The organism is Sinorhizobium fredii USDA 257 (assembly GCF_000265205.3).
Taxonomy (GTDB): Bacteria; Pseudomonadota; Alphaproteobacteria; order Rhizobiales; family Rhizobiaceae; genus Sinorhizobium; species Sinorhizobium fredii_B.
The window spans coordinates 4,502,117-4,523,585 of the sequence record NC_018000.1; the positions used below are offsets into that span (position 1 = coordinate 4,502,117).

General features: G+C 61.8%; 20 protein-coding genes and 1 tRNA gene. 12 read left to right on the forward strand and 9 right to left on the reverse strand.

Annotated features, from left to right (window positions below):
* The first annotated feature begins 963 nt into the window (after window positions 1–963).
* The 6 genes from USDA257_RS21105 (at window position 964) to USDA257_RS21130 (ending at window position 5,226) form a co-directional block, all read left to right on the forward strand.
* Window positions 964–2,175, forward strand: coding sequence for a tyrosine-type recombinase/integrase (locus USDA257_RS21105; RefSeq protein WP_014765001.1), 1,212 nt, complete (start codon window positions 964–966; stop codon window positions 2,173–2,175).
* 306 nt (window positions 2,176–2,481) lie between these two features.
* Window positions 2,482–2,649 carry a hypothetical protein gene (locus USDA257_RS36655; protein WP_014765002.1) on the forward strand — a complete coding sequence of 56 codons (168 nt, stop codon included), beginning with the start codon at window positions 2,482–2,484 and terminating at the stop codon, window positions 2,647–2,649.
* 253 nt (window positions 2,650–2,902) lie between these two features.
* Window positions 2,903–4,141 (forward strand): AAA family ATPase, encoded by a 1,239-nt coding sequence (locus USDA257_RS21115; RefSeq protein WP_048657423.1) that lies wholly within the window; start codon window positions 2,903–2,905, stop codon window positions 4,139–4,141.
* Window positions 4,142–4,359: 218 nt separating this feature from the next.
* Window positions 4,360–4,602: a hypothetical protein gene (locus USDA257_RS21120; RefSeq protein ID WP_014765004.1), complete on the forward strand. Its 243-nt coding sequence runs from the start codon at window positions 4,360–4,362 to the stop codon at window positions 4,600–4,602.
* Window positions 4,603–4,624: 22 nt separating this feature from the next.
* Entirely contained in the window at window positions 4,625–4,888 is a 264-nt protein-coding gene (locus USDA257_RS21125; protein WP_014765005.1) for a hypothetical protein, read from the forward strand.
* Window positions 4,885–5,226: a DUF4326 domain-containing protein gene (locus USDA257_RS21130; protein ID WP_014765006.1), complete on the forward strand. Its 342-nt coding sequence runs from the start codon at window positions 4,885–4,887 to the stop codon at window positions 5,224–5,226. Before USDA257_RS21125 ends, USDA257_RS21130 begins: the two co-directional genes overlap by 4 nt.
* Window positions 5,227–5,343: 117 nt before the next feature.
* Here USDA257_RS21130 and USDA257_RS36660 read toward each other — a convergent pair whose 3' ends face one another.
* On the reverse strand, window positions 5,344–5,508 hold the full coding sequence (locus USDA257_RS36660; RefSeq protein ID WP_014765007.1) for a hypothetical protein: 165 nt from the start codon (window positions 5,506–5,508) through the stop codon (window positions 5,344–5,346).
* 228 nt (window positions 5,509–5,736) lie between these two features.
* Between USDA257_RS36660 and USDA257_RS21135 the strand changes: the two genes are divergently transcribed.
* From USDA257_RS21135 to USDA257_RS33065, 5 genes are all read left to right on the forward strand, one after another.
* Window positions 5,737–6,036: a helix-turn-helix domain-containing transcriptional regulator gene (locus USDA257_RS21135; RefSeq protein WP_223843353.1), complete on the forward strand. Its 300-nt coding sequence runs from the start codon at window positions 5,737–5,739 to the stop codon at window positions 6,034–6,036.
* 386 nt (window positions 6,037–6,422) lie between these two features.
* Window positions 6,423–7,538, forward strand: a complete 1,116-nt coding sequence (locus USDA257_RS21140; RefSeq protein ID WP_014765010.1) for a hypothetical protein — start codon at window positions 6,423–6,425, stop codon at window positions 7,536–7,538.
* Window positions 7,532–7,933 carry a hypothetical protein gene (locus USDA257_RS21145; RefSeq protein ID WP_014765011.1) on the forward strand — a complete coding sequence of 134 codons (402 nt, stop codon included), beginning with the start codon at window positions 7,532–7,534 and terminating at the stop codon, window positions 7,931–7,933. The genes USDA257_RS21140 and USDA257_RS21145 overlap by 7 nt, the downstream gene beginning before the upstream one ends.
* Window positions 7,930–8,145 (forward strand): hypothetical protein, encoded by a 216-nt coding sequence (locus USDA257_RS21150; RefSeq protein ID WP_014764295.1) that lies wholly within the window; start codon window positions 7,930–7,932, stop codon window positions 8,143–8,145. The genes USDA257_RS21145 and USDA257_RS21150 overlap by 4 nt, the downstream gene beginning before the upstream one ends.
* Before the next feature lie 130 nt (window positions 8,146–8,275).
* Window positions 8,276–10,648: a D-alanyl-D-alanine carboxypeptidase family protein gene (locus USDA257_RS33065; RefSeq protein ID WP_014765012.1), complete on the forward strand. Its 2,373-nt coding sequence runs from the start codon at window positions 8,276–8,278 to the stop codon at window positions 10,646–10,648.
* Between the two features lie 129 nt (window positions 10,649–10,777).
* Here USDA257_RS33065 and USDA257_RS21160 read toward each other — a convergent pair whose 3' ends face one another.
* The 3 genes from USDA257_RS21160 to USDA257_RS21170 all read right to left on the reverse strand — a co-directional run bounded on the left by USDA257_RS21160 (window position 10,778) and on the right by USDA257_RS21170 (window position 12,453).
* Window positions 10,778–10,972 (reverse strand): helix-turn-helix domain-containing protein, encoded by a 195-nt coding sequence (locus USDA257_RS21160; protein ID WP_223843354.1) that lies wholly within the window; start codon window positions 10,970–10,972, stop codon window positions 10,778–10,780.
* Between the two features lie 258 nt (window positions 10,973–11,230).
* Window positions 11,231–11,306, reverse strand: a tRNA-Lys gene (locus USDA257_RS21165).
* Window positions 11,307–11,535: 229 nt separating this feature from the next.
* The gene (locus USDA257_RS21170; RefSeq protein WP_041414496.1) at window positions 11,536–12,453 is read right to left on the reverse strand and encodes a PhzF family phenazine biosynthesis protein; all 918 of its coding nucleotides are present in this window, start codon (window positions 12,451–12,453) and stop codon (window positions 11,536–11,538) included.
* Window positions 12,454–12,941: 488 nt separating this feature from the next.
* Between USDA257_RS21170 and USDA257_RS21175 the strand changes: the two genes are divergently transcribed.
* The gene (locus tag USDA257_RS21175; RefSeq protein ID WP_014765015.1) at window positions 12,942–14,147 is read left to right on the forward strand and encodes an MFS transporter; all 1,206 of its coding nucleotides are present in this window, start codon (window positions 12,942–12,944) and stop codon (window positions 14,145–14,147) included.
* A gap of 81 nt (window positions 14,148–14,228) precedes the next feature.
* Here the strand turns inward: USDA257_RS21175 and USDA257_RS21180 are convergent, their stop codons facing one another.
* The 5 genes from USDA257_RS21180 to USDA257_RS21205 all read right to left on the reverse strand — a co-directional run bounded on the left by USDA257_RS21180 (window position 14,229) and on the right by USDA257_RS21205 (window position 21,041).
* Window positions 14,229–14,957, reverse strand: a complete 729-nt coding sequence (locus USDA257_RS21180) for an NUDIX hydrolase (protein WP_014765016.1) — start codon at window positions 14,955–14,957, stop codon at window positions 14,229–14,231.
* A gap of 2 nt (window positions 14,958–14,959) precedes the next feature.
* The gene (locus tag USDA257_RS21185) at window positions 14,960–16,066 is read right to left on the reverse strand and encodes an endonuclease/exonuclease/phosphatase family protein (protein ID WP_014765017.1); all 1,107 of its coding nucleotides are present in this window, start codon (window positions 16,064–16,066) and stop codon (window positions 14,960–14,962) included.
* Window positions 16,067–16,180: 114 nt separating this feature from the next.
* Window positions 16,181–16,624, reverse strand: a complete 444-nt coding sequence (locus tag USDA257_RS21190) for an NlpC/P60 family protein (RefSeq protein WP_014765018.1) — start codon at window positions 16,622–16,624, stop codon at window positions 16,181–16,183.
* A gap of 683 nt (window positions 16,625–17,307) precedes the next feature.
* Window positions 17,308–17,883 carry an S-(hydroxymethyl)glutathione synthase gene (gfa, locus tag USDA257_RS21200; protein WP_014765019.1) on the reverse strand — a complete coding sequence of 192 codons (576 nt, stop codon included), beginning with the start codon at window positions 17,881–17,883 and terminating at the stop codon, window positions 17,308–17,310.
* Between the two features lie 239 nt (window positions 17,884–18,122).
* Complete coding sequence (locus USDA257_RS21205; RefSeq protein ID WP_014765020.1) at window positions 18,123–21,041, reverse strand: calcium-binding protein; 2,919 nt, start codon at window positions 21,039–21,041, stop codon at window positions 18,123–18,125.
* Window positions 21,042–21,469 lie beyond the last annotated feature (428 nt).

Sequence of the window (21,469 nt, forward strand, 5' to 3'; positions counted from 1 at the left end):
TTTCCGCCTCTTCGCTGTCAACCCGGAGCTTTCGAAACTCCAACTCGCAGTCGAAGATTTTCTGAAGCAGGCAGAGGTCATCCGGCCCGACAGGATCCTGGTACGAGTGAACACTGAAAGGATTCATGACGCGACCCTCCTCACTGGGGGCGAAAAGCGCGACGTCCCTTCTGCGCGGGACCCTTTAATCAAGGCCCCTGACGAAGCTAACTGTACACCAAAATTGTGGCAGCCCTGCCACAAACAGATAACGCTGGATTGACTTTCCGGCGCATGAAAACATATCAGCACCCCGGCGCTGTGCGGGCGCTCATCCATGACATGCGGAACCCATCAAGCCTCGAGTCGAGGAGGATTCCCGCATGCCGAAAAGGATCGCCGAGTTCACGCTCCCGCACATGGTTCTGACGTGCAACCAGGGCGGCCTTAAGGGCTACAACGCTCCCACTGATTTTCGGTGCAGCCAATCTCCAGCAAATTGATCACCGCATTCTTCCGCAGAGCGTGGAAGACGATCCGGTTTCCCAGAAGGGCTTGAAGACGATCTGCAACATGTCTGCGCAGATCGTGCAGCACTGGGAGGTGGCTTTGAGAAGCCTCGCGAAGGACGTGATGAAGCTCACGGAATCACGCTGGAGCGAGATTGAGCCGGCCGCTTTTAGGAACAAGAACGGAACGTGGAAACTATTAATCCGGAAATCCCGGATAACATGGAAATTGCGCGATGATTTCAAGAGGCTTTGGTGGGTGATCACGGGCTCGAACCGTGGACCCGCTGATTAAGAGTCACCGGCCACACCAACTTAATCAATGACTTAAACGCTTATAACTCATTGTTTTTATTGGGCTATATATTTTGGTGTGGTTTCGGGTGTTAGGGTGTGTTATAGCGACCTTGCGCGGAAATGCGCGGAAATTTTCCCGAAATCAGCAGGTCCAAACCAAAAATCAGCAGGTCCAAACATGAAGCTCACCGCCGCCTCGATCGCCACACTGCCCCCTCGCAAACTCCCCTATCCCGACAGCCTGCTTCCCGGTCTCGCGCTCTACGTCGGCGCAAAACGCCGCACCTGGCAATTGCGTTACCGGACCGGCGGCGGCGTCCAGAAAACCGACAAACTCGGCTACTTCATTCCAAGCGCGCCGGAAGGCTCGGACAGTCTCGGCCTCGCCGACGCCAGAGCTAAGGCTCGCGAAATTCTCAGTCGTGTCGAGGCGGGCGTGCCGGTCGCCGAGGAGAAGGTCCCGCATCCGAAGACGGGCGGCGAGACCGTCGAGCAATCGCTGGACAAATACGAGAAATACCGCACCCGGCAGGGCGGCAAGATCAAGTCACTGCCGAAAACGATGAAGGCGCTTCGCTCCGCGCTCGCCGACTATGCGTCGTTACCGGTCGCCAACTTCACCCGCCGCGATCTGCGCAAGGCATCCGAAGTGATCGCCGAACGCGGCTCAGTTCATGCCGCCTCGGCATTCCTGCGCTACTCGGGGCCGTGGCTGAAATGGCTCGTCGAACGCGAACTGATCGAAACCAACTTCTCGCGCGACGTCTCAAAGCCAGCCGCAACGAAAAAGCGGAAGCGGGTTTTGACCGACGACGAGATCAGGCGCGTCTGGGCCGCCGCTGGCTCAATGGAAGGCATCCGCCGCAACGCCGCCAAAAACTATGGCCGCGCCGTGCATCTGCTCATGCTGACTGGGCAACGTCTCGACGAGGTGATCAGCCTGAAACACGGCGACATTCTCGATGGTAAATGGCGGCTGAAAGACAAGGACAACAAGAGCGGTCGTGACCATCTCATCACCTTCTCGAAAACGGCGTTGAAGATCATCGGCAGTGGCGAGGCCGACGAACTGGTGTTTCCGGGCGTGCATGAGAAGATTTCCGGCTTTAGTCGCCTGAAACGCGATTTGGACGAGGCTTCCGGCACTAGCAATTGGCGAATTCATGATTTGAGAAGGACGCTTTTCACTCGCCTCGTCGAAGACCTAGAATTCCCCGAAGAGATCGCGCACGCCATTTGCAACCACAAGCAACAAGGGCTTAGCGCCGTCTATAATCAAGCCACGCGTGAGAAGCAGAAGGCGAAGGCATGGGAAGCATGGGACGACCGTTTGCGGGCGATCCTCGCGGCGGAAAAGGTCGTGCCTCTGGCCAAAAGCAAGCGCGCCTGACCGTCGAAAACCGGGACCAACACGAAACCAAGGGGCGGCAGCGCCCCTTTTTTCATGCGCGCCATCACGTATAAATCCAAATCTGCACTAGTATAAATCCAAATCTGCGTTAGCACTCTTGAGCATATAGCAAGTACAAATTTGTATTTGAACAATATAGTTGCACTCATATGTGATTGAGTGTTTTAATGGTCCATGTACCTCTGTGGGCACCATTCACGACGGAGCAGCTTGATGCCTAGTCCTTCGAAACTCCCGCTAGTTGCCGACCAAAAAGTCAAGGTCAGATACGCCGATCTTCTGCGCTTGGGCATCGTCGGTTCGCGCTTCGACCTGCATACCAAGATCAAGAAAGGCCGTTTGCCACCGCCGCACAAGGACGGCGACGACTGGCGCTCGGCTGCATGGTGGTGGGCTGACGAAATAGATGAGGCGCTGGCTCGCGAGCGCGAAATGCTCGACGCCGCCGAATAAAAGGAAACCCGCCACCAGCGATCAGGCAACGGGTCTCAGAGGCTATTATCCACGCCGCGATTATCCCGCAAATGCCTGAAAACGCAAGGTGGCTTCCCTTCGGAGGGAAACCGCGATGCACAGGACTCTCTGAGATGATCGGCGGGATTGACGCCCGCCGCACCGGTCCCCGAGGGGACACATCCCCACATGCGAGTCGATGGTGCCAAAAAGGTACCACCCATCACGGTCCCAACGACGAGGAGGACTGGCGGTGAAAGCCGATGTCATTCCCCCGAAGAAACCTCTACAGGCGCAGCGTTTCGTCTGGCATGATCCTGTTACCATCCCGCGCCGCCAATGCATCTATCCCGATCTCTATTATCGCGGTTTCGCCACTGCCACCGTCGCGCCCGGCGGCATCGGCAAGAGCGGCCTTTGCCTCGTCGAAGCCGTCGCGCTCGCCTCTGGCCGCGATCTCCTGCGCATTGGTTCCCGCTTCCGCACCGACGAGAAATTGCGCGTCTGGTACTGGAACGGCGAAGACCCTTTCGACGAACTGGAACGGCAGGTTCATGCCATTTGCCAGCATTACGGCCTCGGCAAAGACGATATCTATGGGCAGCTTTTCCTCGACAGCGGCCGAACCACGCCGATCAAGCTCGTTACGGCTTCCGGGCGTGAAGGGTTTAGAGTTAACAGCACGGCGCTCAAGGAACTTGAACATACGATCAGCGGCAATGGAATCGATCTCGCGATCTTCGATCCGCTCGCGAACTTCGTCACCGCCAATTCGAATTCCAACGAGGTCATGGGCGCGATCAGCGAAACATGTGCCAACATCGCCAGTCATTGCGATTGCGGCATCGGCATCGTCCACCATCCGCGCAAGACGAACGGCAGCACGGAAATCACCGCCGAGGATGCCAGAGGCGGCGGTGCCTTAATCGCCGGATGCCGTGTTGTCCGCGTCCTGAACCGCATGACGAAGGACGAGGCGGCAAACGCTGGCATTCCCGGCAATGGGCATCGCCGCTATTTCCGCGCCAGCCTCGACAAGATCAACCTGACACCGCCGCGCGACGACATCACCTGGCGCTTCCTCGAGGACGTGGTTCTGCCGAACGGCGACCCGGACGACCTCATCAATCCGGACGGCGATCACGTCCGCGTGGTCGTTCCATGGCGGTGGCCGAACGCCTTCGACGACGTCCAGAGCCGCCACATCATCGCCTTTCAGGATGCGCTCGAACGCGAGGAAACACGCATCCGGTCCGACCAACAGTCCACCGATTGGGTCGGTCATCTGCTCGCTGAAATACTCGACATCGATGCCGGTCGGTTCATCCGCGCCAAGGCGGACCGCAGCGATGCACAGAACGCGGCGCGCAGCCGCTGCGCCGAGATCATCAAGGAATGGATCAAGAGCGGAATACTCATTGAGGAGACCGTGAGAGATGAGAAAAAGAGCCGGGAAATTCCAGTTGTACGCGTCGGCACGCGGTACGCGTAAAAGTTACCCCACCCAAAACGGCAAAGTGGGGAATGGGTGGGGAAACACCACGCGGCGGACCATTACGGGACCAGTCCTCCCACCCGTTTCCCCACCACCCTTATACCCGTTTACGGGTAAGGGTGGGGAAACGCTGGTGGGGTGGTCCTGTTTCGGAGTGGAGACCGCAGACATCCCACCCTGCTCGGGTGGGGTGGAAGTGGGTGGGGATTGAACGGATGACGATCCACCCCGCCGACATCGAGGACGTCGAGGACCTGCGCCGCCAACTCGCCGAGGTTCAGCGCGAGCGGGACGAGGCGATCCGCGAGCGCGACCGGCTGCGGCGGCGGCTGGCGTATGTGCAGATGCAGGTCGGCTTCGCGGTCGACGAGTTGCGATGCGGACGGGTTGATCAAGCGCGGCGACGGCTGGACCGCAAGGGAGTTTCGATGAAGGAACGGCAAAGCCCGAGCCAATGATCCGGGCGAAGGAGGAAAGGCGATGAAGGTAGAGGAGAACTGGCAGCGCATCGAAGCAACGCGGATTGTAAATCGCTGGATTCGTGAGGGCGAAGCTGCTGCGCTCAAAGGGGATTTCGGGCCGGATTGGCTAGTACAACTCGGCGGCACGTTAATCGAACGTGGAAAAATGGGTGCGGAGACCTGCCGCATGCGCCTCGCTCATATCGCCGACGATGCGAGACCAGAACGGGACGCGGAACGAGCGTGGCTTGTCGAGCGGATCGAACAGGAGTTAAGGCAATGAGCGAGCGTCGCCGCATGCTCGACCAGGGTCTCACCGTTGTCGGAACCATGCGCAAGGTCGGCGGCATCCTCGTCGACCATGACCTGATCGCCTATGCGCAGGATCGCGGCCTTGTCGTCCGCATCGATCGCCAGACCGATTGGGGCAATCCCTTCCGGATGACAACAGAGACTGACCGCGATCTCGCCTGCGACCGGTTCGAAAGCTACCTGCGCGCCAATCCCGATCTGCTCGCACGCATCCCGTCACTCAAGGGCAAGTTGCTCTTGTGCTGGTGCCATCCCCGCAGGTGTCACGGCGACACGCTCGCAGCGGTGGCGAATGAAGCAGCAGCTTAAGTGTTGCCGTAGTTCCAGATCAGAACAAGGGAAACACTTATGAGCAGAGGTCACGGCAGGATCGAGCGCGCTATCATCGAACTATTCAAGACCGGTGACACGTGGACCGTCGAAGACCTATGTCGCGCCGCCTTTCCCGGCCTGAACCGGATCGAGCGCAAGCATCGCGTTGCTGCTCGTCGGGCAGCCCATAACGTCGCCGAAGAGTGCGGCGTCGGCACCGTGGAAGGTGGCATTCATTGCGGTCCTGTCCTGCTCTTCGGTCGCATCGGAGCGCCACATGACATCATCAGTCAGGCATGGCGCGCTGCCTTGGATCGTCGCAATGAGAGCGCGAGAGGTGGACGGCCACGCGCAAGACGAATGCGGTTCTCGCGCAACATCATCGATGTATGCGACATCATTGATGTATGACCATGGGGCGGCATGGCGGGGGGGCGGTCTCGACCTGACAGACGGCATCCACGGGACCGGCGGCGCAGGCAAACGCTAAAAATCGGGAAATTGTTGATGGGGGGCTATGTCTATACAAAATTGCCGTTTTTGACCGTCCCGCAACCGGCGCTAACCTCGCCTAATCCGCCGATTTCCGCTAAGAGTCGTTCTATGACACTGGAAACAATCCGCTTCGACATCCAAGACTTCCTCAAGACCCCGGAAGATCAGGCTGGCATTCTCGAAGCCGCCCTTGAAGACGGCGATCCTGATCTGATCGCAACGATCCTCGCCGACATTCGCGAAGCCCAGCGCAGGAATGGCATCGATCCCGACGCACCGAAGGTGACCGGCGCTCTTGGCGACCGGGGTTGATCCTGTCCGTCGCCATGACGGATTCGGTTCCGTGTTTGGTGATGTAGGTTCGTTCACTGGGGATATCCCCAGTGAGGATTTGGTCCATTTCGGCCCGCAACTTGCCGACAAAGCGGTGATCCACTCGACACTGCCGCGCGATCTCGCGATCCGACCAACCGCCCCCCGACAGGTTCGCCCGGTGATCGCGGTTCCGCACTTCGCCCGATAGATTGATCGTCCGGACACAAACGCGCGTCTGCGGCTCGCTATGGCCGAACAAAACGTGATCGCCATTTCAACCCTGAAATAATTTGCAGGCTATGATCCCCTTGCCGTGAGAAAGCCCCCGGCGGGCAAGCGTTGTCGATACCCGACCGCCCCGCCGAAAACGGAGGCGGTTTTTTATGGATCACCAACTTGCCCGCGTCGAGCGCGCGCTTTCCGAGCAGAAACATCTCCTGATCAGCCTCGAACGCCGAGGGCGTAAACGGGCCAAGGCACCGCAGCAAGCGATCATCCGCGCCGCCATCTGCCGCGTTCACGCCTTCCTCGGAAAAACCGAGCCCGACCAGGTGGCGGCCTCGCTCTATCCGAACGACGCCGATGTGTCCCGCGCCCTGAACGATCTCGGCGGACTATTGAAAGCCCGCGCGGCTGCGCCCCCTGCGACTACAGATGACGCTGCATCATGGGGGATCGTGCAACCCGCCTTTGCGGGTGTTCTCGAAGTCCTCGCGCCGCAATCGGTCTATGCGGCGCTTGCCTCGCGTGGGTTGCGGATTTCGCTTGCGGGCGTCTCGTCGGTTCCCGTGCCGCGGCGCGACGATAGCGTGACGCCAACGATGGCCGGTGTCTTTCCCGGCGAAGGCGACCCGATCCCGGTCCGCCGCGTTGGCCTCTCTTCGAACGTCATCCGGCCGTTTATAGCGAAAATCCTGACGATCTTTTCGGCTGAACTCGCCAAGCATTCGAATGTCGAGGCGATCCTGTCCGCGATCATTCGCGAGGACACGGCCGAGGCTCTGGACAGCGTCATGCTTTCGGACGAGGCGGCGACCGCCAACGCGCCCGGCGGCTTGCTTGCCGGCGTCGTGCCTCTGACGCCAACCGGCGGCGGCGGTGCTGCCGCTCTTGCGCGCGATCTCGGTGCGCTTGCCGCCGCCATCGATGCCGACGACCTCGTTTACCTGATGCCGCCCGCCGAGCGCATCCGGGCGCTCACACTCGCGCCGGGCCTGGCCGCCGCAACGATTATCGCCGCACCGACGCTTGCCGCCGGAACCGTCGTTGCCATCGATGCCGCCGCTTTCGTTTCCGGCGAAGGCGACGCGCCTCAGTTCGACATTTCCGACAAGGCGGTCGTGGTCAACGACGACGGCCTGCCGGTTCCGGACTTCGCAACCGCCAGCACGGTTTCGCTGTGGCAGATGCGGCTGCTCGGGCTGCGCATGCTGCAACAGGTCAGTTGGGGTCTGCGGTCCGCCGGGTCGGTCGCTTATACTGAGGCGGTGACATGGTGAGCACGTACAAGGACGATAACGGCGAAGACTACGAGCAGTGGGCCGCGCGGAAACTTCGCGAGATGGACGAGCGCAAGGCACAAGCCGGACTCGAGGCGAGGCTCGCGGCCTTGGCAAGGCGTACCGACAAACGTCTCGAGGAAATCGTCAAGGCCGTCGAACTCGCCTTCGGCGACCTGCGCACCGAGATGCAGGTGCAGCGCACCCTCTATGACGACGAAGCGCAGCGGCTCGCCGACCTCAGGGACACGCATGAGGTGAGAGTCGAGCGGCTGATCCGAAAGGCCGTGAAGGACGAGGCCCGGGCGTTCGGGAATGAAATCCAGAAACTGCGCAACTCGCTCCACTTCCTTGAGGCGCGGGTGAAGGAACTGGAAGCGAGGGCCGCGAAATGAAGGCTGAATGCGAACCGCTCGCCGACGCCATTGCGCGCCATCGGCAGAGCTTTTCCGGCGAAGGCATCTTCGCGCTTGTGACGATGCCGGACGGGACCGGCTTCTATTGCGTCCCGGACGGCGAGCAGATGAGCGCGACAAGGCTTTCCCGAGCCGAGATGCTTGAGAAGCTGATCGAACTTTACGGCTTGTCGGCGTTTCGCGGCAATTGACGGTTTGCGCCGCTGTTCACGCGGGCTCGGCGGCGCATCTGCCGGGGGCGGTCCGGTTCTCCTATTGCCGGGCCGCCTTTCTGGGCAAGCGATCACCATTGGTGATCAAATTCGGAGAAGGTGGTGAGACATGGCAGCCGAAGAAGACACCAGACTGATCCTTGCGATTAGCGCCGATATCGCCAGCCTGAAACGGGCGATGAAGGACGCCGACATCACGGTCAAGCAAACCACCAATGCCGTAAACGACAATTTCAAGAAGGTCGGACCGGCGGCGGATCGGGCGGCGAAGCAAATCACCGCGTCGATGCAGAACGCGACGCGCAACCTCTCCTTTCAGTTTCAGGACGTCACCACGTCGCTCTTGTCCGGCGCGTCGCCGTTTACCGTCATGGCGCAGCAGGCGGCGCAGGCGGGCACCGCCATCGACGATCTGCGCAAGTCGGGCGGGCTCTTGAAGGGCATCGGCTCGTCGCTCGCCAGCCTCATCTCCCCGGCATCGCTCGGCGTCTCGGCGGCAATCCTCGCCTTCGGCTACCTGACACAAGAGGCAATCGAATTCTTCTCGTCGACCGAGGAAGGCAGCGAGGAAGCGAAAAAGGCGATCAAGGCGCAGGCCGACGAACTGACGGCGATCCGCGACCGCTGGAAGGACATCAATCCCGAGGTGGCGACCTACATCGACCAGTTGCTCGAAGCGACGAACCAGACGCAGAAGCTCGCCGACAAGCAGGCGCTCCTCGACAAGGCGTGGGAACCGGTGCGCGGCCTCGTCGACGAGGTCGACCAGGCGCTCCTCGACCTGACTTTGAAGCTGGACAATCTCGGGCAACTGGACGCGATCCGCGAACTGCAGAAGGCGCAAAGGGCATGGCGCGCCGAGATCGATGCCGGTCGACCAGGTCTCGACGAGTTGAAGCGGCTGCAGGACCTCATCACTCAGGCGGCGACGCTGACCGGCATTTCGGTCGACGACCTCACCGGCAAGATCGACAGCCGGTTGACGCCAGCCCTGAAAAGGGCGGCGCAAGAGGCCGAGGGCATCAGGAAGTCATTCATCGACATGCGGCCGCCGCCCTTCGCGCCGCCGTCGATGACGCCCATTCCCGGACAGGGCGGGCCGGTCGCGGGCACCATCGAACGGCAGAATGAAATCTTCCGTCGCGAGCAGATGATCAAGCGGGGCGAGGAAGACGCGAAGGCATATCGCACCGGCCTCTTGGACTATCTCGCCAAGGACAAGCCGCTGTCGCACATCACCGAACTCGAACCGGAATTCCAGAACCGGTTGGCGCAATTCCTCGCGGCGGCGGGCGAGCAGGCGGGCAGGATCACCATCACCAGTGGCGCGCGCTCCATCGAGCGACAGGCGCAGCTGTGGCAGCAGGCTTTGCAGAAATACGGCTCACCGGAAGCGGCGCGCAAATGGGTCGCGCCGCCGGGCCGCTCGCAGCACAACGTCGGACGCGCCGCCGATTTGCAGTTCGAGTCGGATGCTGTCCGGGAATGGGCGCACGCCAATGCCGAGGCTTACGGGCTTGTCTTCCGGCTTGAGAACGAGGCGTGGCACGTCGAGCTCAGGCGCGAGGGGCAGCGCGAGCGCAAGAAGAAATCGCTGCAGGACGTTGTGCTGTCGGAGAAGCAGGCCGTCGAATTGCAGCAGGAGATCAACCGCATCAACGCTGATGCGACGCTTTCCGACGAGCAGCGCGCCATTGCCATCGACAAGTTGACGATGTCGACGAAACTGCTGCATCAGGCCGAGGCCGAGGGGATCGCCATTACACCGCAGGTGCGCGCCGAGATCGAGCGCACGGCGACGGCCTACGCGACGACCGAGGCGGCACAGCGGCGGCTCACTGCCGCTAGGCGGGAAGATACCGCCCGGACCGAGGAGCAGATGCGGCAGCAGCGGGAACTGGCCGAGGCGGTCGCTTCCACCGCCAAGACGGCATTTTCCGGTTTCGTCAACGATCTGAGGAACGGCGTCTCGGCGGGCGAAGCCTTCCGCAACATGCTGGACCGCGTCATCGACGGAATGATCAACATGGCAATCGAGGCGATATTCGCCAAGAACGCGCTCGGTGGCCTCTTCGGTGGCGGTTTTGGCGGCGGGCAGGCGGCAATTGCATTCGGCGGCGGTGCCGGTCTCTACCACGGCGGCGGCGACGTCCGGTCAACCGCGCCGCTTCGCCGGGTCTCGCCTGCCGTCTTTGCGGGTGCGCCGAGGCTGCATAGCGGACTCCTGCCGGACGAATTCCCGGCGATCCTGCAAAGAGGTGAACTCGTCATTCCGAAGGCGGCTCGGCGCGGCAGCGGTCCGGGAATGGTCGACAATTCGCAGGTCCATTTCGGCAATATCAAAGTCGATGTTCAAACCGGCATGGTCGTCGCCTCGTCCGAGGATGGCAGGCAGATTGGCGAACGGATCAACTCGGCGGTTCGATCCGTCCTCGTCGCCGAGTCGCGACCGGGCGGACTGTTGCGGAAGGTGCCGTCGTGAACATGTTTAGCGGCTAAAGAAGTTATTACCGCATGCGGCAATATTGCCCTTTGATTCCACTGCAAGAATTTCCCGACGTCGGGAAGTTTTCAAGCTGAAAGCAAAGGTGGGGGCACCCCTACTTTTGCTTCACCGCCCCGCCCGTGGCGCGCATCCCGGCGCGAACCGTTGCTGCGGCGGATCGGCATTCGGGAAGGTCTCGCCATAGAAGCGCTTGATCGAGTTGACCACCCGGAATGACGGCGACTTGGCATCGCCGAGCATGATCCGCGTGATCGCGCTCGCGCCGACATTCGCACCCTCGGCAATCGCTTTGCGCGACATTCCGGTCTCTTCCAATCGGCGAATCATTGAGGCAATTTCGGCGACATCATTCGGCATCGGCACATTCCTCGGCGGTTGGGGACGGCAAAAACGCAAAAGGCGTCTACGGTCGGTCAACTCAATCGACCCGAGACGCCCCGGCCTCTTTCGAGGCGGGCAAGGATACCACTTGCGCGGAAAAATGCGCGGAAAATGCGATTCGGCCCGCTCTGGCCTTTATCAGCGTTTTCTGTAAATCGTTGGTTTTATTGAGGTTTTTGGTGGGTGATCACGGGCTCGAACCGTGGACCCGCTGATTAAGAGTCAGCTGCTCTACCAACTGAGCTAATCACCCGTCCAGGACCGCGTCGCAGCGGTCTGGTGGGGCGTATAATGGCCTTCGCCTGGCTTGTCCAGCACCCTCTGCAAATTTGTCAGGAAAAATTTCGCGCCGCCTCCGGTCAAGCGGCGACCGAGTGAGCCGCCTCGTTTGCTGCGCATGGCGCCGAGGGTTGAGCCGCGCAAAGATGAACGGGTCCGCTGAACGACGAGCCCCGCCGGTAACCATCGATGCCCCGCTCCACCTAGACCGCCAATTCCCCCTCGGCAATCTTCACCGCATGCCCACCGATACGAGCGGTAGCGATCTTGCCGCCGGTAATGTCGAGATGCAGGTGAATGAAGGAGGGCCGGCCCATCTCCACCCCCTGCTCCACCAGGATCGGGTGATGCCCATCGACAAGCTCGTCGAACAGGTGAATCGCGCCGGAAAGCGCCGCAACGGCCGCGCCGGTTGCCGGGTCTTCGGTGATTCCCATCTCCGGCGCAAACATGCGGGCATGAAAGCGGGCCGTGTGGTTGATGCCGCCGCGACAGTAGAGATAGGCGGCGGCAAGGCGGCCTTCCGCCAGCGGCGCAAGTTGCTCCCAGCGCTGTGGGTCGAACTCCACGGCCGCGACCGCACCGATGTCGTGCAAGGGCACCACGACAAAGGGAACGCCAGCACTCCAGAAGGATATGACATGGTTCTCGAAACCGATCTGCGTCGCCTTGAGGCTAAGCGCATCGGCAATCGCCTGCCTGTCGAAACGCGCATCCAGTCGGCTCGGCTTGCGGGGCAGGTCGAATTCGGCGAAGGTCGCCCTCCCGGGCCGCAGCCGCACCGCCGTGCGCACCGGCCCCACCTTCTGTTCCAGCACCTGCATGAGATCGAGCGGTTTCTCAGTGTCGCCGTAGAGCGCTTCCGCGATCGCGACCGCCGCGCCGACGGTCGGATGGCCGGCAAAGGGCAGTTCGTGCAAAGGCGTGAAGATCCTCAGACGCACCAATTGGGTGGCATTCCCCGATCGCTGAATGAAGACCGTCTCCGAAAGGTTGAATTCCTGGGCGATCGCCTGCATGGCCGCCTCGCTCAGGTCTTCGGCATCGAACACGACGGCAAGCGGATTGCCCTCGAGAGGCTTCTCGGTGAAGACGTCGTAGATCGCGTAGCGTCGTCCCATGCATCTCCCCTTCGTGAGGCGCGTGTTTCCCCATGCCCCGTCATCCGAGATCCGGTCCGGCGCGAAGCTTGCAACGACCTCGCCCGGGCGGCAAGGCAAAAAACATCTTCTGATTGACCTGAACTGACGATGTAACGCGACTTGCGGCGGCTTTTTGGCCCATCACGCCTCAATGGCAATCGGCCGCACAACTGCTCCTCTTGCCGGTAAATCGAGGCGCTCCGCAAGTCGTGAGGTGGCCAGCCCGCGTTTGAAATGCAAACATCGAGGACAAGGCTGCAGCGCTTGAGAAAAGGCCGTCCAGCGCGACGTCGAGGCGATCGGAAATCATTACCTCGAGAGCATCAGGGTTTGCTTGAGTCATAGGCATAGCCTATGCGCCCTCCAGAACAATGGCTATGAGGAACTGCCGTCCGGCCTCACTACGCGTGAACGCGAGGAGTGGCGTAGTCCGATGGCTTGGCGGAATAGGAGGCTGCTGAGGCACCATGACAAGCGACGCGATGTCACGCAGAGGCATTCCGGCCGGGGTTTGGGCTCTCGGCTTCGTGTCGATGTTCATGGATATCTCCTCGGAAATGATCCACGCGCTGTTGCCCCTCTACATGGTCACCGCGCTCGGGACATCCACGCTCGCCGTCGGTCTGATCGAGGGCATTGCCGAAGCGACGGCCTCGATCACCAAGGTTTTCTCAGGCGCGCTCAGCGACTGGCTCGGCAAGCGCAAGTTCCTCGCCGTCCTCGGCTATGGCCTCGCGGCGATGACCAAGCCGATCTTTCCGCTCGCCACCTCCCTCGAATGGCTGGTGGCGGCTCGCTTCATCGACCGTGTCGGCAAGGGCATCCGCGGCGCGCCGCGCGACGCTCTCGTCGCCGACCTCGCTCCGCCACACCTGCGCGGCGCCAGCTTCGGCCTGCGCCAGTCGCTCGATACGATCGGCGCTTTCGTCGGGCCGCTCCTCGCCATCGGCCTCATGTGGCTGACGGCCGATCAATTCCAGGCGGTGTTCTGGTTTGCGGCGATCCCCGCCTTTGTCTCCGTTGGCGTGCTTCTCATTGGGGTCAAGCAGCCAGAGCGGCCGAAGGAATTGCGCCGGGTGCGCATGCCGCTGCGGCGTGATGAACTCGGCCGGCTCGGATCGGCCTATTGGTGGGTCGTGGCCGTCGCCGCGGTCTTCACGCTGGCCCGCTTCAGCGAAGCCTTCCTCATCCTGCGCGCCCAGTCGATCGGCCTGTCCCCAGCGCTGGCGCCAGTCGTTCTCGTGATCATGAGCCTCGCCTACTCGCTCTCGGCCTATCCCGCCGGTGCGCTCTCCGACCGCGTCAACCGCTCGACCCTGCTCGTGCTCGGCCTTGCCCTCCTGGTCTTGGCCGACCTTGTCCTCGCCTTCGCGACAGGCATCGCTGCGCTCGGCATCGGCGTGGCGCTTTGGGGGCTGCATATGGGCTTTACTCAAGGTTTGCTGACGACCTTGATTGCCGAAACGGCTCCGGCGGAACTGCGTGGCACCGCCTTCGGCATGTTCAACCTGGTCACCGGCATCGCCCTGCTGCTGGCAAGCGTAATCGCCGGCGCGCTCTGGGACATCGCCGGGCCGCAGGCAACCTTCATCGCCGGCGCCGTCTTTTCCTTCTTGACGATTGCCGGGCTGATTCCAATCAGCTCCCGGCTCGGCCAGCGTGACAGAGCATGAGTACCTTCACCCAGACACCGACTTCGGCGAAGACGTCGCACCGAGTGCGCCTCGACCAAATTCAAAGCGCCACTTGCGTACTCACCGCGTAAAAAGCCATTTGAGGATCGGCGGGATGAATTCCGGATAGTTGTGCGCCGTCGGTTCCGGGCCACGGATCGCCAGCGCCTCGTCGATCTCCGGATGCGGATCGGCGGCGACATGCGCCGCCACCCGCGCGATGACCTCGTCTGCTGTGGCGGCCAGCCGGAAAACGCGAAAAACGGTGACGGTGCCGTCCATGTGAATGGCGTGCCAGCGCGGCTCGGCGATCGCCTCGGAAAGTGAGATGCCGGTCTCTTCCTTGACCTCGCGAGCGATATTGCCGGCAACATCGCAACGCCCGTCAACGACGTCTTCCGGCTCCAGCGAGCCGCCGGGGCTGTAGACACGGCCGGCATTGGCCGTGTGCGGGCCCATGCGGATGGCGATCAAGGCACCGTCCGAGGAAAGCAGCATGGGCATGCCGAAGATATGGTAGGCGCCCGACTCGCGCGTTTTTCGCCACCACAGGAAAGTCGAGTAGGGAACGATATGCGCCCGCGCGACGATGCGTCCTTCGGCGATACGGACCGACCGCTGCAGCACCATCCTGCCATCGAAGAGATGCGGATTGGCGGCGATCTCGCGCTGCCAGCTTTCTCGCGCCCGCTCCGCCTCAGCAAGGTGGAACGGATGCGGCTCGGCCGAAACCTCTATGTCGATCTCCGAGACCGGGAAGATCGTGCCTTCCGCCGGCCAGGCTGGCCGGTTGCTTTCAAGAAAGGCCATGGTCAGATGTCCAGCGCCATGACGACGGGGCAATGGTCGGAGGCCTTAGGTCTGTCCCAGCCGGTGCGCGGATAACGCTCCACCGCCTGCCCCGCGGGAAAGATCGTTCGGAAGGGCTGGCCGGCGCGGACGATCTCCGGAACGCGGCTGGCGTTGCGCCGCGCCAGCGCCGGTGACAACCAGATGTAGTCGAGCTGGCAGAGGTGCTGTTCCTCCGGACCGCGGCTGTGGAACAGCGTCCAGCGATCAAGTACCGGCCGCCTCGACATGGGGTTCTCGACAAAGCCGTCATGGCTGAGAATATCGAGCGCGCTCATCTCTTCCGCGTGCGGCACGAATTCGTAGCCGTTGCGACGATCGCCGAGGATAACCACCTTCTCCTGATAATCGTTCATGTCACCACAAATGGCGAATATCTTGTCCGCCGTATGGCCGCGGCCGAACCGGCTTTCGATGACATGGCGTACCGCCCTCGCCTCTGCGGTGCGCATGGCCATCGTCGCCTGGCGGCCGTCGAGGCCGGCGCGTGCCGGCCCCATCGATTTGAAATGCACCACATAGAGCGTCAGCGGTCGGCCCTCGATCCGCAAATCCACTTCCAGGCAGTCGCGCTTGAAGATGCGATCGCGCGGGCGGCTGGTCAGCGCCAGTTCGTCGTTGAAGAGATCGAGATCCTCATAGGTCAGCGCCGCATGGGTCTTGACCTCCAGGCATTCGATCTGCTGCCCGTCGCGCGTTTCCTCTCGCATCAGCACCGCCACGTCGATGCCGCGCGAGTCGTTGCCTTCGATCAGATACTTCTGCCGGTAGCCGTTGCCGACCATGCGGAAGAGATAGCCATATTCGAAAGCCTGCAAGGCTGCCATGTTGTCGGCCTCCTGCAGGCAGAGGATATCGGCGTCGCAGTCGGCGATGGCGAGCGCCGACATCTGCCGCGTGTCGTCCGTATGCGCGATCGTGCGCGCCTCTTCCAGCCGCTGATATTCCGCTTCGCTGCGCACATCGAAAAGCCTCAGCACCCGGTCCTGCTTGAGCTGATTGCGGAAACCGGAAAAATCGAAGCGGCTCAGGAGGTTCTCGATATTGAAAGTGGCGAGGCGAAGCGACATCGGGCAATCCGCAATTGGAAATGCCGCGGAGATTAGTGCGGGACGAGCAAAGGTGTAAAGCGCGACCCGCCCTTTCCAGCCCGATGTCGATCAGAGCGGCAGCCCTTCTCCGGTCTATCGCCTGACGGCGACCACTTGGCCGCGGCTGAAATAGGACAGTTGCACCCTTCCGGATTGGTTGCCGCCGATCACCCGCGCGGTCGATTTCGACAGCGCGGACAGGATGCCGACGTGATAGCTCCGGCCGGCTCTGACGACGATCACGTCGCCCGGGCGTGCATAAGAGAGCTTGATCGGCGCGCCGAATCTGAGCCAGGACCGCGCAAAGCTATAGCTCTGCGGCGGTTGCCGACCGGCTTTTCGGGCGATCATGCCCATGAAGTGTCCGCACCAGGGCGTGCGTGCCGGATTGATGCCGAGGGCGGCGCGCAGCCGTTTGTTGTGCTTGACCTCGTGCAGTCCCGCATATTGCTGGGCCTGCGCCAGCATGCCTGCCGATGCGGTCTCCGGTGATGTAAGCGCGACAAATGCCGCAGTCAGAAACGCCACAACCTTCATGTGTTGGGTCTCCTTTGTGCGCGGACCGGCCTCATGCGGCTTGCGCCCGCTCTGCGCCTCCGTCCATCGCAGCAAGTTCATCCTCCACAGACGCGCAAATTTATGCGCGCGCATAGCACCGCCCGCGTCCGGAAGAGCGTCCCGAACGCAGATGAAATGCTCCGGAATCAAAGGGCTAGAGCGTCCTTTATCGAGGCGTGTCTGCGGGCCCGGCGAGCCCAAGTCACCGCAAGATCGAACCTTCGCATGACTTCGCCCGAGAGCGCTCCGCTCCGGCAACCATGCAAACTGCACCACGCCTACGCTACGACGTACGAAAGACTCTCTAGCGCTTTGAGGCTGCACGTCTCCTGTCGCTGGAACCCGATGTCGGTTTCCAGGCCCGACGTTGCAGCCGGCCCACGAACTGCAAATGGCCGTACCCCAACCTGATGGCGGTCGCTTTGCGAGATATGGAATTCCCCTGCCAGCCGTTGGTCAGCGATGAGGACTTTGCCGGTGAGGTGCAGCGAAATTGTGGCAGGGATCGCGCCCAACGTGCGCGAGGCGCTCATTTCTACGCCGATCCGCCTGGATTGGCCCAAAAATGGTGCGCCTTCGTCGCGAAGTACCGAGATTTTGCGCGCGTGTACATTTGGCGAGCCACCCGCAGCGCGCGCGTGGCCGCATGCAAAAAGGGCGCGCTATTGCTTCAGAACGCCACTCTTCTTCGCAGTCCAGGCGGCAATGAAGTCCATGAGATCGGGCGACAGGCAGTCATAGGGCTCAAGGCCGAGCTGCCTTAGATGACTGCGCACCGAATTCATCCTCGATGGATCGACGCCCGCCTCGATGATCGAGGAGACGAAGGCCGCGAAAGTGGGTTCCGGCCAACCGCGCTCCTGGAAGCGTTCCGGATGAATGAAGGCGAGCCCCTGGAAGGCGTGTTCCCGCTCGACCGGTCCATACAGGTGCACGCCGCATTCGCGGCACCGATGCCGCCGGATCAGCGCCGTCGGATCGACGATCTCCAGCTTGTCGCCGTTTTCAACCACGCTGACATTCTGCTGAGAGGTGACCGCCACGATGGAGAAAGTTGCGTCGGCCGGTTTCCAGCATTTCGTGCAGCCGCAGGCGTGATTATGCGCGATGCCGCCGGAGATCCTGACTTTGACCGGCCGGTCCGTGCAGGCGCAGACCAGCGTTCCGCCGCTGAAGCCCGGATCGCCCTTGGTCAGGCCGTTGTCGAGCGATGGATGCAGTGCAATTGGGGTTTCCATTCGTTCCTCCCCGGACTGACCGCACCCTGCGCACTGCGAAGGGATTGCGGCTTCAGCCTTGAGAATAGCACTGAACGCCCCTGTCGCCGAATGCCCAATCTCCTGGACAAGAGCATTGGAAGACGAGAGAGCGAGCACCATCGCCTCCCCTGTAAAGCTACGCATATCCTGGTGAATGACGGGGCGGGATGCTGCCGCCCCGCCCCATTTCGCAATCAGAATGGTTTTAACGAAGCCTATCAGAACAGCGAGAAATCGCTGGTCGACAGCGTCGTGACGCCCTTGAGGATCGCCACCAGTTCCAGGTCCGCCTCGGTGCCCTTGCCATCGGCATCGAACCACAACCGGCCGTTATCGGATTCGAACAGGAAGGTGCCCTTGCTGCTCGTCGCCACCGGATCGGCGCCGACGACGAGCGTGACCGTCGCGTCGGCGGCGGCAATGCCGTAGTCGCTGCGGTCGATCAGCAGCTTGTCCTGGCCGCGAGTGAAGTCGGTGATGACGTCGCCCTCGCCGTCGCGGCCGGCGCGGTCGAAGACGAAGAGGTCGTTGCCCGTACCGCCGGTCAGCCAGTCGTCGCCGGCGCCGCCGTTCAGCCGGTCCGCCCCACTGCGGCCTTCGAGAACGTCGTCGGCTCCGCCGCCATTGAGGGTATTCGCGAGAGCATCGCCGCGGATGACGTCGTCATTTGCGCTGCCGTTGATGATCTCGAAATTCTTGACCGTCAGCCCCTGTGCCATGCCCCTGTTCGAAGCCTGGTTCTGAAGATCGAGCACAACCGAGATGTCGCTGGCGTCCGCGAAGGACAACGTGTCGGTGCCGGCGCCGCCGTCGAACGCGTCCGTCCCGCTGAACACGGTGCGGGTCAGCGTATCGTCGCCGGCATCGCCGAACAGACTGTCACTGCCGGCGCCGTCGCGCAGCACGTCGTTGCCGTCGCCGCCACGAAGCGTGTCGTTGCCGCCATTGCCCTCCAGCCGGTCATTGAGCTTACCGCCGGTGACGGTGTCCTTGCCGGCGCTGCCGAGATAGTTCAGCACCTCGAATGCCTTGAAGGACGTGGTCGCGTCGACGGTGGCGCTGCCGGTCGCGAAGCTGAAGGTAATGTCCTTCGTCTGGTTGCTCGCATCGAGATCGAGCGTGTCGGTGCCGGCACCACCATCGGCCATGTCGCCGATCCCGGCATAGGCGCGGTCGTTGCCGTCCTCGCCGGAGATCTTGTCGCGGCCGCCATAAAAACCGACGCCGTCGCCAGAAAGCGTGTCGTTGCCGAGGCCGCCGGTCAGCGTATCGTTGCCGAGATTGCCGGCGAGCACGTCGTCGCCGGCGCCGCCGGTCAGGCTGTCGTGGCCGCTGCCGCCGTGCAGTGCGTCATTCAACGCGCCGCCGGCGAAGATGTCGTTGCCGCTGCCGCCGACGAGTTTCACGCGCTCGATGTTCTTGACGGTGACCGGAGCATTGCTGACGGTGACCGAGGGCGACAATTTGAATGTGATCCCGGCGGAGTACTTGGAGAAATCGATCGACGCGTAATCCGTACCCGTTCCGCCATCCACCGTCAGCTTGCCGGTCGATGCGCTCCGCTCGAAAGAGTCGTTGCCGGTGCCGAGATCAACCGTGTTGTGCGCGGCCACGCCGCTGCTGTCACCGACAGTGACCGTGTCGTTGCCGTCGCCGGCCTTGATGACATTGGTGCCGCCAAAGTCGATAAGGCGGTCGTTGCCGGCGCCGGCAGACAGATTGTCGTTGCCAGTGCCGCCGTCGAGCACGTCGGATCCGTTGGTGCCGATCAGCGTGTCGTTGCCGGCATAGCCGGCGAAGTTGACGCTTTGAGCGGCGCCGACCGACTTCACGACGTCATTGCCGGAACCGAATTGCACCTGGTAGCGCTCGAAATTCTTGAGCGAAGTCCCCTCGGAAAGAGCGGCGCTGGCGCCTGTCGCGGAGAAGGTCAGGTCCGCCGTCGCCGAGCGACGATCGACAGTCACGTGGTCGGTACCGAGGCCGCCATCGGCCTTGTCTGCCCCGCCATCGCCCAATTCCACCCGGTCGCTGCCGTCGCCGGCAACAACGCTGTCCTTGCCGAGACCGCTCCTGACATGATCGTCGCCGGCACCGGCATTGACGATGTCGTCGCCTGCCGCGCTGTCGATGAAATCGGCACCGGTGCTGGTGGTGATCGTGTTGGCGCCACTTCCCGCCGCGGTGATGGTGTAATTTTCCATGCCGATGAAGGTCGTTCCGCCGGCAATCGTACTGACAACATTCGCTGCTTTCGCGGTGAAATTGCCGGTAAAGTTCGTCAGCACGAGACGGTCGTTGCCGCTGGCGTCGGTGATCGTGTCCTTACCGTCGCCATAGCGGTAGGTGATCGTGTCGTTCCCTGCCCCGCCCTCGACCTTGTCGTCGCCGGCGCCGCCATCGAGTGCGTCGTTACCATCATCGCCGAACAGGCTGTCGATGCCCAAACCTCCGGAAACGGTGTCATCGCCCGTGCCGCCACGAACGTTGTCATTGCCGCCGTCTCCGGAAAGGAAGTCCATTCCCTGGTCGCCAGTGAGAATATCGTCACCGTCATCGCCGTTGAGGAAATCCGTGCCATAGCCACCCTTGAGAGTGTCCTTGCCGAGCCCTCCCATCAGGAGGTCGGCGCCGCGGCCACCGGTCAGCTTGTCGTCGCCGGCACCGCCGGTGAACATGTCGCTGTAGTTGCCGCCGGTGATCGTATCGGCGAAGTCGGTCCCGGTAATGCTGAAAGCTTCGACATTGGTGGTCTTGATGTTGCCTATCAGCGTCTGGGGCGCGATCCAGTCCTTGATCGCGATGTTCACGCCAGCGGCAAGGTCGGAATAATCGACCGTGAGTCGATCGGTGCCCGAACCGCCATCGACAATGTCACCGACTCCGGAAGACGGAACGTCGGCCATAATCATGTCCTGACCGGAGCCGCCGTTGACAATATCGCTTTCGCCGCCGCCGTCGAGAAAATCATTGCCGCTATTGCCGTTCAGCGTGTCCTTGCCCGTATCGCCCAAGATAAAATCGCCCTGGAACGAGCCGCTGAGAGTATCATTGCCTCCGAGGCCGATAATCTGGTCAGCGCCGAAATTGCCGTTCAGCGTATCGGCGCCGTCCGTGCCCATTATATTTGTTGCCATTAGTATCTCCTGAGGATTGCTGACATAGAAACTCCGTTCGCCGGCAGCGTCCGGCGTCGAAGCGAATTGAACTCTTTGAAATTGCTGCCGCAGCTGGGACATGGCGGCATGCGGTTGGAATGTGCTTGGCTAGCGGATTTTGATCATCCCTAATCTTTCTCTTCGAATCGGACGCCTTACGTCCATGTCCGCCATATTGTTCAGAAAAAACCGTCGCGGTGTTCCCCTGGATACAGCCGGCGATAGGCAATGAATTTACTTCAATCCTCGAAAATACCGCCTATGGAGTGAGCGGATCATGCTGAAAGACTTGAGTTTCTTTACCGTTTGTGATGCACGTTGTGCTTTACTCTGACGCGACAATGGCTGTTCACAACGTTCCTTCCGAAACCTGCTCCGTGCTGCCGCGTGCATATTTCATCGCTTGG